Raw genomic sequence first — 15,311 nt, 5'->3', positions numbered from 1 at the left:
AACAGCCGTGAATAATTTGCGAAATGGATTTCGATTCTGAACAGGATGAGGTAAATAACGGCCAAACTCAAAGGAAGAGCGATGAGCCTTACTGACACCATCCGCAATACTTTCGTGCCGATCCATCGGGAAGGCTATCCGTTTATCGCGGGCTTTTTCGTGGTTTCGCTAATTCTGGGCTGGCTTTGGGACCCGTTGTTCTGGATCGGCATGGTGCTGACCGTCTGGTGCATCTACTTCTATCGTGACCCGGAGCGCGTGACGCCGATGGACGACGATCTGGTCATCAGCCCCGCTGACGGCAAGGTCTCCTTCGTCGGACCGGCTGTGCCACCTGCCGAGCTGGATCTTGGCGCTGAACCACGCATGCGCGTGTCGGTTTTCATGAATGTGTTCTCGGTTCACATCAACCGGTCTCCGGTGCGTGGCAAGATCGACAAGGTCGTGCATCGTCCGGGCAAGTTCCTCAACGCGGAACTGGACAAGGCGAGCACGGAAAATGAACGCAACAGCGTCCTTATCGAAAGCCCGCATGGCAAGATCGGTGTTGTCCAGATTGCCGGTCTGGTCGCGCGGCGCATCGTTTGCTGGTCGAACGAGGATGATGATTTGTCCGTGGGCGAACGGTTCGGCCTGATCCGTTTCGGATCGCGCGTCGATGTTTATCTTCCGGCTGATGCGACCATTCGTGTTGCAGTTGGCCAGACGGCAGTCGCCGGTGAAACCGTGCTGGCCGATTACGGCAGCATGCGCGGCGAACCTGTGGTGCGGATCGGCTGAGCCGATGGAGACGCCTTTTCCGCCTTTTGAGCCCAATGGCCGCGTGGATTTATCGCGCGGCCCAAAGCTGTCGCAGATACCGCTGCGTATTGTCGTTCCCAACGTCATAACGGTTCTGGCCATCTGTGCCGGTCTGACTGGTATCCGTCTAGCTTTCGAGAACCGCTTCGAGCTTGCCGTCGTGATGGTGCTCGTGGCTGCCTTTCTGGATGGCATTGATGGGCGCGTAGCCCGCATGATGAAGGGATCGTCCAAGTTCGGCGCCCAGATGGATTCGCTAGCCGATATCGTCAATTTCGGTGTAGCGCCCGCCTTGGTGCTTTACGCCTTCATGCTCGATCAGGCGCGCTCGTTCGGCTGGATCGCAGCACTTCTTTATGCCATTGCCTGCTGCCTGCGGCTTGCGCGTTTCAATGTCATGCTCGAAGACCCGAACCGTCCGGCATGGCAAAGTAACTATTTCATTGGCGTGCCCGCACCGGCCGGTGCCATGCTCGTTCTGTTGCCGGTCTATCTTGGCTTTCTGGGTTTGACGCCAACGCGGGGGCTCGCTTTTGGCGTGGCGATCTATACCGTGGCAATCGCGTTCCTGTTGGTAAGTCGTCTGCCAGTCTATAATGGCAAGTCCGCCGGAAGCCTCGTCCGGCGCGATATCGTCATGCCGCTCATCCTGTTCGTGGTGGTTTACGTCGCCTTCCTGATGAGCTTCACCTGGCAGACTTTAAGCCTCACGGCGCTTGCCTATCTCGCATTTCTTCCGTTCAGCCTGGCTGCCTGGAACAAGCGCGAAGCTGCTGATCGAAAGGCCGAGGAAGAGGCCGTCACTGAAGAAGATAGGCCGTCAGAGGAAAACTGACGGCAATGTCTGCTTGATGAAACTGACGCGCTCCTCGACCGATGATTTCGGCAGGAGTGCGATTTCATATCCAAGCCGTCTGTAGGTTTTATCCATCGCGTCGAAAGTGCGTGCGGCTTCCTCGAAATCTTGCTTTCGCTCAGCATCCTGACCGAAGATTTCTCTCCAAGGCGGAGCCAGGAAAACTGTTCTGTAGTATGGAAATTGCCGTGCGGCCTTTTCCATGTGTTGGGGAACGGGCAGGTTGCACAGCATCAGATAGCCGATTACATCGGGCACGCCGCGGTCGAAGAAGACCGTCCCGCGTTGTTGTTTCGCCATCGTGTGCGAGCGCATTTCCCATGAAAGCATTAGCTCTGCAAAAATCGCGCGATCACTCCAGGGCAGGGCCTTGCCGCCGATAGCGACCTGATCTTGAATAATGGCGCGTCCGGCTTCCACGGTGCGGGAAAAGCCCTGCCTCTCGAGTGCATCGATCAGTGTGCTTTTGCCTGATCCGGGTCCGCCGCTGATGATAATGAAACGCTGGTGATCTTTGGTCATAAGTCCTCCAATAGCAAAGGGAACGCGCGCCAAATTTGGCAGCACGTGACAAAGGGGTCTGAGAGGGGGAGAAATGCCCGCTGAAAAAAGAGCCAACAGATGGCCAGGCGGGAAAACTTAATAAGTAAATACATCGAACCGGCCTTGCATATAGGCAAGGCCGGAGGACCGAAATCAGCTCGGCAGATGATAGTCGAGGAAGCGTTCCTGACGCACGTCGAAAAGCTTGCCGCTAACTTCAAGGTTCGGATCGGCGAGCTTGACGATCTTTTCAGCGACTGACTGCGGTGTTGGCAGCGTTTCAGGATCTTCGCCCGGCATGGCCTGCGCGCGCATGGCGGTGCGGGTGGCGCCCGGATTGACAGAGTTGATCTTGAGCTTCATCTGCTTCGTTTCTTCAGCCCAGCTGCGTGCCATGACTTCGACAGCAGCTTTCGAGGCAGCATAGGGACCCCAAAAAGCGCGGCAGGTATGCGCCACGCCTGAGGAAAGCAGAATGGCACGTCCCGCGTCGGAAGCGCGCAGCAGCGGATCAGTGGACCGAATGAGGCGCCAGACGCTAGTAACATTGACGTTCATGAGCTTCTCGAACGTCTTGGCCTCGACATGGCCAATCGGTGAAATCGTGCCAAGGACACCCGCATTCGCAACCATGATATCGAGCTTGCCCCAGCGCTCATGAATGGAGCCGCCGAGACGATCGATCGCTTCCATGTCGGTGATATCGAGAGGCACTAGCGTCGCATTGCCTCCCAGTTTGCGGATATCGTCGTCCAATTCTTCAAGTCCGCCGACGGTGCGGGCAACCGCAATCACATGCGCGCCGCGTTTTGCCAGTTCAAGCGAAAGAAAGTAGCCAATACCGCGCGATGCGCCTGTTACCAGTGCGATGCGGCCCGTAAGGTCGATGCTCATCTAGTCCCCATATGATGCAAGAACATGAAACAGGCGGCCTTTTGGGCCGCCTGCGTGAAGAATTGGGCGATCAGCCGTTGCTTGCGAGCAGCGACAGCGTATGCACGTTGCTCTCTACTTCCTGATCGAGAAGGCGGGTCGGATATTCGCCCGTGAAGTAGTGATCGGTGAAAGCTGGCGCCTTCGGATCACGCGGCTTCCCACCAACAGCCTTGTAAAGCCCGTCGATGGAAAGGAACGCCAGGGAATCCGCGCCGATGTAGCGACACATGGATTCCAGGTCTTTGTGCTGGTTGGCCAGCAGCTTATCGGCATGGGGGGTGTCGATACCATAGAAATCCGGGTGGTAGATCATTGGACTTGCCACCCGGATATGCACTTCCTTTGCGCCCGCGTCGCGGATCATCTGGACGATCTTAACGGACGTGGTGCCCCGTACGATGGAATCATCCACCAGCACGACCCGCTTGCCTTCGATCATGGCGCGATTGGCGGAATGCTTCAGCTTGACGCCAAGCGCGCGAATTTGCTGCGTCGGTTCGATGAAGGTACGGCCCACATAATGGTTGCGGATGATGCCATATTCGAACGGAATGCCGCTTGCCTGCGCGAAGCCGAGTGCGGCAGGTGTGCCGCCGTCAGGCACCGGCACGACAACATCCGCTTCGATGCCGGCTTCCTTGGCAAGCTCCATGCCCATATTCTTGCGCGCGACATAGACGCTGCGACCGCCGACGACGGAGTCGGGACGGGCGAAATAGACATATTCGAACAGGCAGAGCCGTTCGGGCTGCGGATTTTCAGCCTTGATGGATTCGATGGTGATGGAGCCGTCCTTCTGAATCTCGCAGATGACCACTTCGCCATTTTCGACGTCGCGAACATATTTCGCACCGATAATGTCGAGGGCACAGGTCTCCGAGCAGAAGATTGGCTTGCCGTCGAGCTCGCCCATGACGAGCGGGCGGATGCCGATAGGGTCACGCGCCGCGATCAGTTTGGTTCGGGTCAGCGCCAGCATGGCATAGCCGCCTTCGACCTGCCGGATCGCATCGACGAAACGGTCGGAAGAAGATGAATGGCGCGAACGGGCAATCATATGCAGCACGACTTCCGTATCGGAAGTTGCCTGAAAGATCGCGCCGGAAGCAATCAGCTGCTTGCGCAGCGTAATGCCGTTGGTGAAGTTGCCGTTATGGGCAATGGCAATGCCGCCGACTTCCAGTTCCGCGAACAATGGCTGCACGTTGCGCAGGATCGTCTCGCCGGTGGTGGAGTAACGCACATGGCCGATGGCGCGGTCACCGGGTAGGCGGTTCAGCGTTGCTGCATCGGTGAAATGATCGCCGACGAGACCCATATGGCGTTCGGAATGAAAACGGCGATTGTGATAAGAAACGATACCGGCGGCTTCCTGCCCACGATGCTGGAGGGCATGCAGGCCCAATGCGGTCAGCGCGGCTGCGTCTTCATGGCCAAGTATGCCAAATACGCCGCACTCTTCATGCAGGGTGTCTTCGTCCAGCATAAAGGAGGCATTTTCAGAAGAATGGCTGGTCATTGCCGCAAGGCCTTTCGATTGCAGAGGCAACTAAAGCGCCTCTCTATCACAAGATGGCTTTTTGTTAAAAGCGAAGAGTTCACCGCTGCGTCGATATAGTCTCATGAACATTAGTATCGCACGATGTCCAAGAATAATCTCGCAAATTACCGCCTGAAATATGTTCGCGGAACCGAAATGACAATGTGTACGCGTCATTTTGGCTATTTCACATCTGTCGGCTTTTGCATCCAGAATTGAAAAAGCCGCCAGCAGTGCCGACGGCTTCTCGATATCTTGGAACAGCTTATTGCTGTGCAGGCGTATCGTCCGGAACAGGCGCTTCTTCTTGCTCGCCAGAGGCCGGAGCATTTTGCTGTGGCTTGAACTTGTCGATCATTTGGTCGGGATTAGCCGGCAGAAGGTCGATCAGCTGCTGGCCGAACGAATCGAGCATTGGCTTCGATTTCGCGTTTGTCACCCAGGCTGGCTGGTTCGTTGGGATGAGCCAGTTGAAGAACAGCATGGCAACGACAACGAGAAGCACACCGCGCACGCCGCCGAACAGGAAGCCGAGCGTGCGGTCAAGCGCGCCGATACGGCTGTCGATGATGAAATCGGCGATCTTCATGGTGATCAGCGAAACGATGATCAGAACGACGAGGAAGACGGCGCCAGCGGCGGCAATCTTCGCTATGGTTTCGTTGTTGATATAGGGCTGCACGAAAGGCAGAACCGGCTGGTAGAAAAGGTAGGCCGCAGCGGCCGCAGCCGCCCACGATACCAGCGACAGCACCTCGCGGGAAAAACCGCGCACCATCGCCAAAACGGCTGAAACCAGCGTTATCCCGAGTAGAATTCCATCAAGCATGGTTATCGGCATTCTGCCTGTCCTCAGTTATTGTGCGCAATCACTTTAATACGCAGGGCAGTCAAAGATGCTGGAGCTTATCACCGGAAGGTTGACAGATTCTTCCAGTCATAAAACTCCAGATTTATTGCTTCTTTCCGGAGCCTGAAGCCGCGATGCGCGCAACAAGGTCGGGCAGAGCCGAAGTTTCCATAAGCCGGAAGTTGCGATCTTTCCAAAGTTCGCCACTGCCGCCGGGCACTTCTGCCTGCCGAAAACCAAGTTTCTCGGCTTCCTTGAGCCTCTGTACTGCATGCGTTACCGCGCGAACAGCACCGGAAAGGCTGATTTCGCCGAAATAAACACAATCTGGCGGAAGGGCAATACCGGCCATGGATGAAACTAGTGCAGCAGCCACAGCTATATCGGCGGCAGGCTCGCTGATACGATAACCGCCCGCGACATTCAGGTAGACATCATGCTGGCCGAAACGAACGCCGCAATGCGATTCGAGCACGGCGAGGATCATGGCAAGTCGTCCGCCGTCCCAGCCGACGACCGCACGACGCGGGGTGCCGAGCGAGGAAGGGGCGACAAGCGCCTGTATCTCCACCAACACCGGGCGCGTGCCTTCCATGCCGGCAAAGACTGCCGCACCTGGAGCCTTGGCGTTACGCTCTCCGAGGAAAAGCTCGGACGGGTTGGAAACCTCACGCAGCCCACCATCGGACATCTCGAATACACCGATCTCGTCGGTGGGGCCGAAACGGTTCTTCACCGTGCGCAGGATGCGATAGTGATGTCCGCCTTCACCTTCGAAATAGAGGACGCCATCGACCATATGTTCGACCACGCGAGGGCCTGCAATCTGGCCGTCTTTGGTAACATGTCCCACCAACACGACTGCTGAACCAGTCTGCTTGGCATAGCGGATCATGGCTTGTGCCGACGAACGCACCTGCGTGACCGTACCGGGAGCAGAATCAGCCATATCGGTCCAGAGCGTCTGGATCGAATCGATGATGACGAGATCGGGTCGCTTGGTATCAGAAATAGTAGCGATGATGTCTTCGACGTTGGTTTCGGCAGCTAGTTCCACCGCTGACGATGCCACACCGAGACGCTGCGCACGCAGACGTATCTGCGCGACGGCTTCTTCGCCCGAAACATAAACAATGCGATGGCCACGATTGGAAAGGGCGGCTGCAGCCTGCGTCAACAGCGTGGATTTGCCGATCCCGGGATCGCCACCGATCAGAAGGGCTGAACCGCGCACGAAACCGCCGCCGGTAACCCGGTCAAGCTCGCTGATACCGGAAATGATGCGTGGCGCATCTTCAATGTCGCCAGACAGGGAGGTAAGGGCGACGGCGCGACCTTTGCGCTTGGACAACATGGCGCCGGGACCAGACCCAATGCCGCTATTGGTGCCTTCCTCGACAAGCGTGTTCCACTCACCGCAGGAATCGCACTTGCCCGCCCAGCGCGAATGAACCGCGCCGCAATTCTGGCAGATGAATTGAACGCGCGCTTTGGCCATCAGACGCGCTCCATCTTGATCGTGATCTTACTATTCATACTGATCCGGCAGATAGGAACCCTCGGCCAGATCTGCAAATCGCGTAAACTCAGACTGGAAGGCGAGCTTGACGGTGCCGGTCGGTCCGTGACGCTGCTTGGCGATGATGACGTCAGCTGTGCCGCGCACTTTTTCAAAGTGCTGCTTCCATTCTTCATATTTCGGGTCGAATTCGTCACGCGGTTCGAGGTTCTTGACGTAATATTCCTCGCGAAACACGAAAAGCACCACGTCGGCGTCCTGCTCGATGGAGCCCGATTCACGAAGGTCGGAGAGTTGCGGGCGCTTGTCGTCGCGGCTCTCCACCTGACGGGAGAGCTGTGAAAGCGCAATGATCGGAACATTGAGTTCCTTGCCGAGCGCCTTAAGGCCGGTAGTGATTTCGGTGATTTCCTGCACGCGGTTCTGCGCTGAGGCCTTCGACGAGCCGGTCATCAACTGCACGTAGTCGATCACCAGAACGTCGAGGCCACGCTGGCGCTTCAGGCGGCGTGCTCGCGCTGCAAGCTGCGCAATGGAGATACCGCCCGTCTGGTCGATATAGAGCGGGATTTTCTGCATCACCTGTGAGCATGCAACAAGCTTCTCGAAATCGGTTTCGGTGATGTCACCACGACGGATTTTTGAAGAGGAGACTTCCGTCTGCTCGGAAATGATACGGGTTGCAAGCTGTTCCGCCGACATTTCGAGCGAGAAGAAGCCGACGACGCCGCCATTTATGGCTTTTACGCTACCATCGGCCTGCTGTTCGCCTTCGTAGGCGTTGGCGATGTTGAATGCGATGTTGGTGGCAAGCGAGGTCTTGCCCATACCCGGACGGCCTGCAAGGATGATCAAGTCGGAAGGCTGTAGACCGCCCATCTTGCCATCGAGCGTATGGATGCCGGTGGAAACACCCGAAAGATGGCCATCACGCATAAAGGCGGCGTTGGCCATGTCAACTGCTGTGGTCACTGCATCCTTGAAGGGCAGGAAACCGCCATCATAACGCCCTGTTTCGGCAAGCTCGAACAAGCGGCGTTCGGCGTCTTCAATCTGCTCCTGCGGTGCCATGTCGACAGGCGCATCATAGGCAACGTTCACCATGTCCTCGCCAATGCCAATCAGCGCGCGACGCGTCGCCAAATCGTAAATCGCGCGGCCGTAATCTTCGGCATTGATAATGGTGACGGCTTCGGTTGCGAGGCGAGTCACATATTGGAAGATCGTGAGATCACCCACCTTGCCTTCGGTAGGCAGGAAGGTCTTCATCGTTACGGGATTGGCCATCTTGCCGACGCGAATGAGATCGGTCGTGATTTCATAGATGCGGCGGTGCAAGGGTTCGAAAAAATGGGTTGGCTTGAGGAAGTCCGATACCCGGTAAAAGGCATCGTTATTGATCAGGATCGCGCCCAGCAGCGCCTGTTCCGCTTCAATATTATGGGGTGCTTCCCGATAGAGCGCGTCTTTCTGATCCCGCGCATCGTCGAGTTTGCGTACCGCCGCTTCCGCCATGATTCTAAATCCTGTCCCTGATGCACCCAGCTAGCCATCAAGCGATGCCAAACGCAACGCAGCTTCGGATGATTCCTGATGGAAGAGAAAACCTATACCATGATTCACACTGATCCACAGTTCAGGCGTTGCCTTTATGCACTTCCTATTGACGGAGATTGCGGGGAGCAATCGGCGATATTAATCTTCTCCCACCCCAAAGCTCCCTGATCTGTGCGGGCATTCAAAGCAAAGCCCGCCTTACATTCACGAGGAATATTCATGCGACACCGCACCATTGCAGCCTGGCTTCTGACAGCATTGGCTCTCTTTTTTTCATCAACGGCTTCGTCGGCAGCCTCGGAACCGATCAAGGTCAAAGTGTTTATCGCCGCCATGTTCGAGATCGGTCAGAACAGTGGCGACCGGGCCGGTGAGTTTCAACGGTGGTACGAGCATTACTGGAAGGATGCGAAGCCCATCGAAGTCAAAGGGGCGCTGAAACCCGTTTATTGCAACGTTGACGGTGTATGCGGCTCAGTTCTCGGCATGGGTAAGGTGAACTCCTCGGCCAGCATGCAGGCAATCATGCTCGACCCAGCCTTCGACTTCTCTAAAACTTATTACATCCTGTCCGGTGTGGCCGGCACACCACCTTCACGCGGAACGATAGGTGATGTCAGCTGGGCGACGTGGCTCGTCGATTACGATTTGGGCCATCGCTGGGCACCGGAAGAAGGCAAGCCGGGCGAACCGGTATTCATCCCACGAAAGGGATATGAAGAGTATCGTGTTTTCAAGCTTGATCCTGATTTGGTCGCAGCGGCAATGCGTTTGGGCTCCAATGCGGAGCTTCGCGATTCGCCGGAGGCCCAGGCGTATCGCATGCGTTATCCCGACAAGGCTGCGCAGGCGAAACCGGCATTGAAGACGGGCACGCATATGACCGGAGATACATTTTTCCATGGTCCCGGATTGTCGAAAGAGGCTCAGTATATAGCCAAGCTCTATGGTGCCGACGACTATCTCGCCACCGAGATGGAAGCCGCAGCGCTTGCGCTCGTTATCAAGCGGCAGCACGGTACAGACCGCATCCTCAGCCTGCGTGGTTCGGTAAACTTCGATCAGGGAAATCCGAAAGAAACCACGCTGCAGCATCTGGATCCAGCGCCGGGCGAAACGGCAGGGGGGTTTGCGGAAACGGTCGAAAACATCTACCTCGTCGGCGCTCCGGTCGTGAGCGACATCGTCACCCACTGGGACAAATGGGAAGCAGGCGTGCCAAAGCCGGAATAAGATCAGAGAAAGCGGGCTGCTCCAACGGAACGGCCCGCCTTATTTATAGCAGATCGGCTTCACCTCAGGCGTTCATGCTTTTCTTGACGGCCCGCCCCTCGCTGTTGGCGCCTTTGGGCGCGCTGTCGAGGCGCTTGAGACGCTTTTCCTCGGCCTCAATATAGTTGCGGGTTAGCGGAACGGATTCCTGTTTGTGGGCGATCTGAATGTGGAACACCATCATGTTCTGCCAGCGGAAAGCGCTTTCAGACGCAGCCAGATAAAACTCCCACATGCGGCAGAAACGCTCGTCATAAAGCGCCTTGGCCTTGTCACGATTGGCCATGAACGCTTCCCGCCAAGCCTTGAGCGTTTCCGCATAATGAAGCCGCAGGATTTCTACGTCGGTGACATAGAGCCCGGCCTTTTCGATATGCGGCAGAACCTCAGAAAGTGCCGGAATATACCCGCCCGGAAAGATGTACTTGCGGATGAACGGATTGGTCGCTCCCGGTCCATCGGCGCGTCCGATGGCATGCAGAAGGAAAACGCCATCCTGTTTCATCAGGCGAGCGACGTGCTGGAAATACTCGGCGAAATGCCCGACACCAACATGCTCGAACATACCAACCGATACCAGCCGGTCAAACTTGTCGTCGATGTTGCGATAGTCGCTCAATTCGAACTTCGCACGGTCAGCCAGTCCTTCATCCTGCGCTCGCTGATTGGCAATGGCATGCTGCTCTTCGGATAAGGTTACGCCGGTGACATTGGCCTTGAGATAACGAGCCAGATAGAGCCCCATACCACCCCAGCCGCAGCCGATATCGAGCACCTTGTCGCCTTCCTTCACCAGCAATTTTGCCGCGATATGGCGCTTTTTGGCAAGCTGCGCCTCGGCGAGTGTAGCGTTTGGCGGATCGAAATAGGCGCAGGAATATTGCTTGTCGGGATCGAGAAACAGATCGTAGAGCTCACCGGAAAGGTCATAATGACTTTTGATATTGTTTGAAGACCGCGAAATCGTGTTCATCTGCTGGAAGCGACGGAAAAAAATGCGCAGCTTCGCCAGAGCTTTCATCCACGGTTCGGTCGCCGCAGTCGGCCCGGTATTCTCGAATACCACCTGAAGGAGCGTGTAGATGCCGCCCTTCAAAAAATCGATCTCGCCATCCATGAAACACTCGGCGAGTTTCAACTCCGGGTCGAGGGCTACGGCCCGCTCGGCGTGCTTCGTCTTGAAGTGTATATGAACTGGTTCGCCAGTCCTGTCGCCGTACCGGGTAAGCGCACCACTAGAATCGGTGACCGTCAGGTCGCCGGTTTTAATCATATGCGAAAGAACAGTACGCATAATTCCATACATCGGCCCCATCTCCTCTTGGGGATCGAAGCAGGCTTACGTCCATGCGTTTGCATGGCAGGCGGCGGTGCATAAGTATCAGAGCCACTCTGTCATCAGATTTTCAGGCAATATCCCCTCGGTCAATCGGCCTCGGGAGTAATGCCCAAGCAACGCGGACGTTTCCGTCAGCACCTCTCCAATCCAATACTAATATGTAGAATAAGGAGTTTTGCCGATCTGAAAAGAGAAAATGCCCGGCGGAGGCCGCCGGGCACGATCATATAAAGTTTACCACGATGGGAATGCGGACTGTCTGGCTTTGCATTCCCATAGATAATAGGTGGCTAAATTAAGCCTGATCTTCAGCTTCGTCCTCTTCGTCGAAAACTTCTTCCGACAGAGGCTGCTCTTCGATGCCGTAGATGGCTTCGATCGAGGTCAGGTCTTCACCCTTTGCCTGACGTTCGGCTTCTTCGGTCGAACGTGCGATGTTGACCGTAACCTGAACCTGAACTTCCGGATGCAGCGAAATCGAGACTTCGTGCAGGCCGATCGCCTTGATCGGATGGTTCAGTTCAACCTGGTTGCGGTGCAGGGTGAAGCCATTGGCTGAGATGATGTCGGCGATGTCACGGGTCGAAACGGAGCCGTAGAGCTGGCCGGTTTCACCAGCCGAACGTACAACGATGAAGCTTTCGCCATTGAGCTTTTCAGCGACGGCCTGAGCTTCGTTCTTGCGCTCCAAGTTCTGGGCTTCGAGCTGAGCGCGCTGGCCTTCGAACTTCTTCTTGTTGGCTTCGTTGGCACGAAGAGCCTTGCCCTGCGGGAGCAGGAAGTTACGAGCATAGCCGTCCTTGACCTTGACGGTTTCGCCCATCTGGCCGAGGCGGCCAATGCGTTCCAGAAGAATGACTTCCATTGGAGTTTCCTTTCGAGTTTCTGATTCGGTTACTGACTGTCAGCGCCCGGCATTTTCGAGACCGGCGCGCCGCGCGAAGTGTCGAAAAGTCCGAGAACCATGAAGATGAAAAGCAGGAATGCGAAGAGTATGATCGCAAAGTAAGCGAGCCACAGCGCTACCGGGCGCCACACCTTGCCGCGTGTGCGGAAATGCATAATGGCAAGACCTGACATCATGAAACCAGCGCTAAGCGCGCCTGCAACGACGGTTGCGATCAATCCGGCGCCGCCGGGAACAAATGCAACCGCAAGAGCGACCGCGAAGACGAGCAAGGCCGGGCGCGGCATACGCAGTGTTGCGGGCCAGTCATCACGCGGACGGCGCAGGCGACCCGACATGGAGATCAGGCGCTGTGCCAGATAAAGATTGCCAACGAGAATCGCGAGGCAGGTTGCCGGCTGGATTGCAGGCAAGGCGACCATCAGAAGCGACGTTACATTGCTGCGAATGTCATCGCTGGCCGTGAACTGCGGATCGGCTTCGGCAACCCGGTCGATAAGCGTATTTGCGAGTTCGCGCGCCATGTCCGGGCCAAAGCCCAGGATCGCACCGATGACGATGAAGCTGAGCGCCACCATCATGGCAAGCCGGAACACAATGTCTGAAAGCGGATACCAGACCAGAACATCCTGCGGTCCGCCGAGTTCTTCGGCTGGCCGCGCGAGGCCGGACAGATAGGCGCCGGTTGCTGCGGGAATGAAGCTGGTCAATGCCATCAGAAGTGCTGCAAGCGGGACGGCGACAACGCCGACGGCAACCGTAGCTGTGGCGGCGGCAACGATACCGGCGCTCGAACCCCAGCCAAGGGCAACAACGAAGATGGGAAGTGGTGTCAGGAAGTAGAGAACCATGGCCATAGCAGCCATCGCACCACCCTGGGCGATGACGCCGGACGACATCAAGGCCGAGGCAAGCCCCGCCAATATGCCGATACCGATAATGGTTCCATTGAATTTCATCAGTTTCGCTGTCCTGCTCCGGTCTTGCCGGTTCGTGCAGTTAGAGGCCGTTGCCCCAACTTGGGTTTTTATTACGCTTCATTGCGCCCATCGCAATGAAGGAAGGGGTTGGGAGGCAATCTCTGCGAGAACGCCTCCCAGAATCTCGTTCTTACTTCACAACGTAAGGCAGAAGGCCGAGGAAACGAGCGCGCTTGATCGCCTTGGCGAGTTCACGCTGCTTCTTCTGGCTGACAGCCGTAATACGGGACGGAACGATCTTGCCGCGTTCGGAAATGTAACGCTGCAGAAGCTTGACGTCCTTGTAGTCGATCTTCGGTGCGTTTGCGCCGGAGAACGGGCACGTCTTGCGACGGCGATGGAAAGGACGACGGGTCGGGATCTGATTGATATCAACCATGATTATGCTCCTTCACCAGCTTCGTTGTCGCGTGGGCGACGTGGGCCGCGATCGCCACGGTCACCGCGATCACCACGGTCGAAACCGCCTTCGCGACGGCGAGGACGATCATCACCATCGCGTTCGCGACGGTCGTCGCGGCGGGTGAGCATGGCCGACTGGCCTTCTTCGTGTTCTTCAACGCGAACGGTGAGGAAACGAAGAACGTCTTCGTTGATGCGCATCTGGCGTTCCATTTCGGCGACGGCTGCGGCCGGAGCGTCAATGTTTACGAGTGTGTAATACGCCTTGCGATTCTTCTTGATACGGTAGGTGAGGGGACGCAGGCCCCAGCTTTCGACCTTACCGAACTTGCCGCCATTAGCTTCGAGGACACCCTTGTACTGTTCGACGAGAGCGTCGACCTGCTGCTGGGAAATGTCCTGGCGGGCAAGAAGCACATGTTCATAAAGAGCCATTGGCTTTGCCTTTCTTCTGTTACAACATGCCGACACCAACGGCTAAGCCTCTGCGACTTCTCTTTTGCCGGAAATCCGGTGAAGAAAGGACGCTCACTGAGACGATCGAGAGCGGAGACACGGGAGGCAGAAGCGCTTGAGACTTCTACGGATGTTCGTGAATTTGACTGCACAAACAACCGGCCCTCCGTTCAGCCCCCAGCTGGTGCCGAGCAATGAACGGGCGGCTATTACGTGTTTTTCCCCGGCTTTGCAAGGCGCAAACCGCACAAAAGCCGGGAGATACTTGACTTTGTTGCCCTCACTGAGGCACATCCGGCCAAATTGTGCATTTAATTGCAGGGCATGTCGGCGAAACGGATATCGGTTTCGACATTATCATATGCTCAAAACCAGAACGAGGCATCAATGGCGGTAGCATTTACTTTCCCCGGACAAGGCAGTCAGGCTGTGGGTATGGGCAAGGCTCTGGCCGAACAGTTCGCTGAAGCGCGCGCCGTTTTCGATGAAGTGGACGCGGCACTGGGCGAAAAGCTTTCCGCTACCATGTTCGAAGGGCCGGAAGATGTCCTGACGCTGACCGCCAATGCCCAGCCTGCGCTGATGGCTGTTTCAATGGCCGTGCTGCGCGTCATGGAAGCGCGCGGCTTTTCGTTGAAAAACAAGGTTTCCTACGTTGCCGGACATTCGCTTGGTGAATATTCAGCACTTTGCGCAGCCGGAACATTCTCGCTTGCCGATACGGCGCGCCTCCTGCGCATTCGCGGCAATGCGATGCAGAAGGCTGTTCCCGTTGGCGAAGGCGCGATGGCCGCGATCATCGGCCTGGAGCATGGCGACGTAGAAGCTGTTTGCGCTGAAGCCAAGGCATCCGGCTCGGTCCAGATCGCCAATGATAATGGTGGTGGGCAGCTCGTTATTTCCGGTTCCAAGGCTGCGGTCGAGCTGGCTGCAAAGCTTGCATCCGAAAAGGGCGCCAAGCGGGCCATCATGCTGCCCGTATCCGCTCCCTTCCATTCAACTTTGATGAGCCCCGCTGCTGACGCAATGCGTGAAGCGCTTGCTTCGGTTGAAAAGCACAATCCGATCGTGCCGCTCATCGCCAATGTGCGCGCAGCGCCGGTTAACGACGCCAACGAGATTGCCGATCTGCTGGTTGAGCAGGTTACAGGTCAGGTGCGCTGGCGCGAAACGGTCGAATGGTTTGCGGCCAATGGCGTCACCACGCTTTATGAAGTAGGTTCAGGCAAGGTTCTGACTGGTCTGGCGCGCCGCATCTCGAAGGATGTGACTGGCGCCGCCGTTGGTTCGGCTGAAGAAATCGAAGCAGCGCTTGCTGTTCTCGGCGCTTGATCCCGAAAAGTTGCAGACTTT

15 protein-coding genes are annotated in these 15,311 nt (G+C 56.6%); 4 read left to right on the top strand and 11 right to left on the bottom strand.

Features of this window, described 5'->3' with window-relative positions; translation table 11 throughout:
- Positions 1–81: 81 nt before the first annotated feature.
- On the top strand, positions 82–780 hold the full coding sequence (locus tag FG152_RS07955; RefSeq protein ID WP_105528868.1) for a phosphatidylserine decarboxylase: 699 nt from the start codon (positions 82–84) through the stop codon (positions 778–780).
- A 4-nt stretch (positions 781–784) separates the two neighbouring features.
- Positions 785–1,636: a CDP-diacylglycerol--serine O-phosphatidyltransferase gene (pssA, locus tag FG152_RS07950; RefSeq protein ID WP_010658376.1), complete on the top strand. Its 852-nt coding sequence runs from the start codon at positions 785–787 to the stop codon at positions 1,634–1,636.
- On the opposite strand, the gene FG152_RS07945 is transcribed toward pssA, so the two are convergent.
- The 6 genes from FG152_RS07945 to FG152_RS07920 form a co-directional block, all read right to left on the bottom strand.
- Positions 1,622–2,179: an AAA family ATPase gene (locus FG152_RS07945; RefSeq protein ID WP_010658377.1), complete on the bottom strand. Its 558-nt coding sequence runs from the start codon at positions 2,177–2,179 to the stop codon at positions 1,622–1,624. The genes pssA and FG152_RS07945 overlap by 15 nt on opposite strands.
- 174 nt (positions 2,180–2,353) lie before the next feature.
- Positions 2,354–3,094, bottom strand: coding sequence for an SDR family NAD(P)-dependent oxidoreductase (locus FG152_RS07940; protein ID WP_010658378.1), 741 nt, complete (start codon positions 3,092–3,094; stop codon positions 2,354–2,356).
- Positions 3,095–3,164: 70 nt separating this feature from the next.
- Positions 3,165–4,655 (bottom strand): amidophosphoribosyltransferase, encoded by a 1,491-nt coding sequence (gene purF / locus FG152_RS07935; protein ID WP_029375904.1) that lies wholly within the window; start codon positions 4,653–4,655, stop codon positions 3,165–3,167.
- Between the two features lie 286 nt (positions 4,656–4,941).
- Positions 4,942–5,517, bottom strand: coding sequence for a CvpA family protein (locus FG152_RS07930; RefSeq protein ID WP_454622693.1), 576 nt, complete (start codon positions 5,515–5,517; stop codon positions 4,942–4,944).
- Between the two features lie 112 nt (positions 5,518–5,629).
- Positions 5,630–7,024 (bottom strand): DNA repair protein RadA, encoded by a 1,395-nt coding sequence (gene radA / locus FG152_RS07925; RefSeq protein WP_012090832.1) that lies wholly within the window; start codon positions 7,022–7,024, stop codon positions 5,630–5,632.
- 30 nt (positions 7,025–7,054) lie between these two features.
- Positions 7,055–8,560, bottom strand: coding sequence for a replicative DNA helicase (locus FG152_RS07920; RefSeq protein WP_094514861.1), 1,506 nt, complete (start codon positions 8,558–8,560; stop codon positions 7,055–7,057).
- Positions 8,561–8,821: 261 nt separating this feature from the next.
- Here FG152_RS07920 and FG152_RS07915 point away from each other — a divergent pair, with 261 nt between their 5' ends.
- A complete protein-coding gene (locus FG152_RS07915) occupies positions 8,822–9,835 on the top strand; it encodes a purine-nucleoside phosphorylase (protein WP_264812591.1) in 1,014 nt (337 codons plus the stop codon).
- 64 nt (positions 9,836–9,899) lie between these two features.
- On the opposite strand, the gene FG152_RS07910 is transcribed toward FG152_RS07915, so the two are convergent.
- The 5 genes from FG152_RS07910 to rpsF form a co-directional block, all read right to left on the bottom strand.
- The gene (locus FG152_RS07910; RefSeq protein WP_010658384.1) at positions 9,900–11,180 is read right to left on the bottom strand and encodes a cyclopropane fatty acid synthase; all 1,281 of its coding nucleotides are present in this window, start codon (positions 11,178–11,180) and stop codon (positions 9,900–9,902) included.
- A gap of 328 nt (positions 11,181–11,508) precedes the next feature.
- Positions 11,509–12,078, bottom strand: a complete 570-nt coding sequence (rplI, locus tag FG152_RS07905; protein WP_012090836.1) for a 50S ribosomal protein L9 — start codon at positions 12,076–12,078, stop codon at positions 11,509–11,511.
- A gap of 29 nt (positions 12,079–12,107) precedes the next feature.
- On the bottom strand, positions 12,108–13,079 hold the full coding sequence (locus FG152_RS07900) for a DUF2232 domain-containing protein (protein ID WP_012090837.1): 972 nt from the start codon (positions 13,077–13,079) through the stop codon (positions 12,108–12,110).
- Positions 13,080–13,230: 151 nt separating this feature from the next.
- Positions 13,231–13,479: a 30S ribosomal protein S18 gene (gene rpsR, locus FG152_RS07895; protein WP_002963610.1), complete on the bottom strand. Its 249-nt coding sequence runs from the start codon at positions 13,477–13,479 to the stop codon at positions 13,231–13,233.
- Between the two features lie 2 nt (positions 13,480–13,481).
- Positions 13,482–13,937: a 30S ribosomal protein S6 gene (gene rpsF, locus FG152_RS07890; protein ID WP_105528874.1), complete on the bottom strand. Its 456-nt coding sequence runs from the start codon at positions 13,935–13,937 to the stop codon at positions 13,482–13,484.
- A 408-nt stretch (positions 13,938–14,345) separates the two neighbouring features.
- On the opposite strand from rpsF, the gene fabD reads away from it, so the two are divergent.
- Positions 14,346–15,290, top strand: a complete 945-nt coding sequence (gene fabD, locus FG152_RS07885) for an ACP S-malonyltransferase (RefSeq protein ID WP_498985778.1) — start codon at positions 14,346–14,348, stop codon at positions 15,288–15,290.
- Positions 15,291–15,311 lie beyond the last annotated feature (21 nt).

Source organism: Ochrobactrum sp. XJ1, assembly GCF_024701725.1.
In the GTDB taxonomy this organism is placed as follows: Bacteria; Pseudomonadota; Alphaproteobacteria; order Rhizobiales; family Rhizobiaceae; genus Brucella; species Brucella anthropi.
Note: the sequence above shows the minus strand (reverse complement) of the source record. Positions and strands in the feature narration are given on the sequence as shown.

Coding starts and splice junctions, on each gene's coding strand:
- FG152_RS07915 (WP_264812591.1), top strand. CDS start 8,822: ATGCGACACCGCACCATTGCAGCCTGGCTTCTGACAGCATTGGCTCTC.
- rpsF (WP_105528874.1), bottom strand. CDS start 13,937: ATGGCTCTTTATGAACATGTGCTTCTTGCCCGCCAGGACATTTCCCAG.
- rpsR (WP_002963610.1), bottom strand. CDS start 13,479: ATGGTTGATATCAATCAGATCCCGACCCGTCGTCCTTTCCATCGCCGT.
- FG152_RS07945 (WP_010658377.1), bottom strand. CDS start 2,179: ATGACCAAAGATCACCAGCGTTTCATTATCATCAGCGGCGGACCCGGA.
- pssA (WP_010658376.1), top strand. CDS start 785: ATGGAGACGCCTTTTCCGCCTTTTGAGCCCAATGGCCGCGTGGATTTA.
- FG152_RS07940 (WP_010658378.1), bottom strand. CDS start 3,094: ATGAGCATCGACCTTACGGGCCGCATCGCACTGGTAACAGGCGCATCG.
- radA (WP_012090832.1), bottom strand. CDS start 7,024: ATGGCCAAAGCGCGCGTTCAATTCATCTGCCAGAATTGCGGCGCGGTT.
- purF (WP_029375904.1), bottom strand. CDS start 4,655: ATGACCAGCCATTCTTCTGAAAATGCCTCCTTTATGCTGGACGAAGAC.
- FG152_RS07930 (WP_454622693.1), bottom strand. CDS start 5,517: ATGCCGATAACCATGCTTGATGGAATTCTACTCGGGATAACGCTGGTT.
- rplI (WP_012090836.1), bottom strand. CDS start 12,078: ATGGAAGTCATTCTTCTGGAACGCATTGGCCGCCTCGGCCAGATGGGC.
- FG152_RS07910 (WP_010658384.1), bottom strand. CDS start 11,180: ATGTATGGAATTATGCGTACTGTTCTTTCGCATATGATTAAAACCGGC.
- FG152_RS07955 (WP_105528868.1), top strand. CDS start 82: ATGAGCCTTACTGACACCATCCGCAATACTTTCGTGCCGATCCATCGG.
- fabD (WP_498985778.1), top strand. CDS start 14,346: ATGGCGGTAGCATTTACTTTCCCCGGACAAGGCAGTCAGGCTGTGGGT.
- FG152_RS07920 (WP_094514861.1), bottom strand. CDS start 8,560: ATGGCGGAAGCGGCGGTACGCAAACTCGACGATGCGCGGGATCAGAAA.
- FG152_RS07900 (WP_012090837.1), bottom strand. CDS start 13,079: ATGAAATTCAATGGAACCATTATCGGTATCGGCATATTGGCGGGGCTT.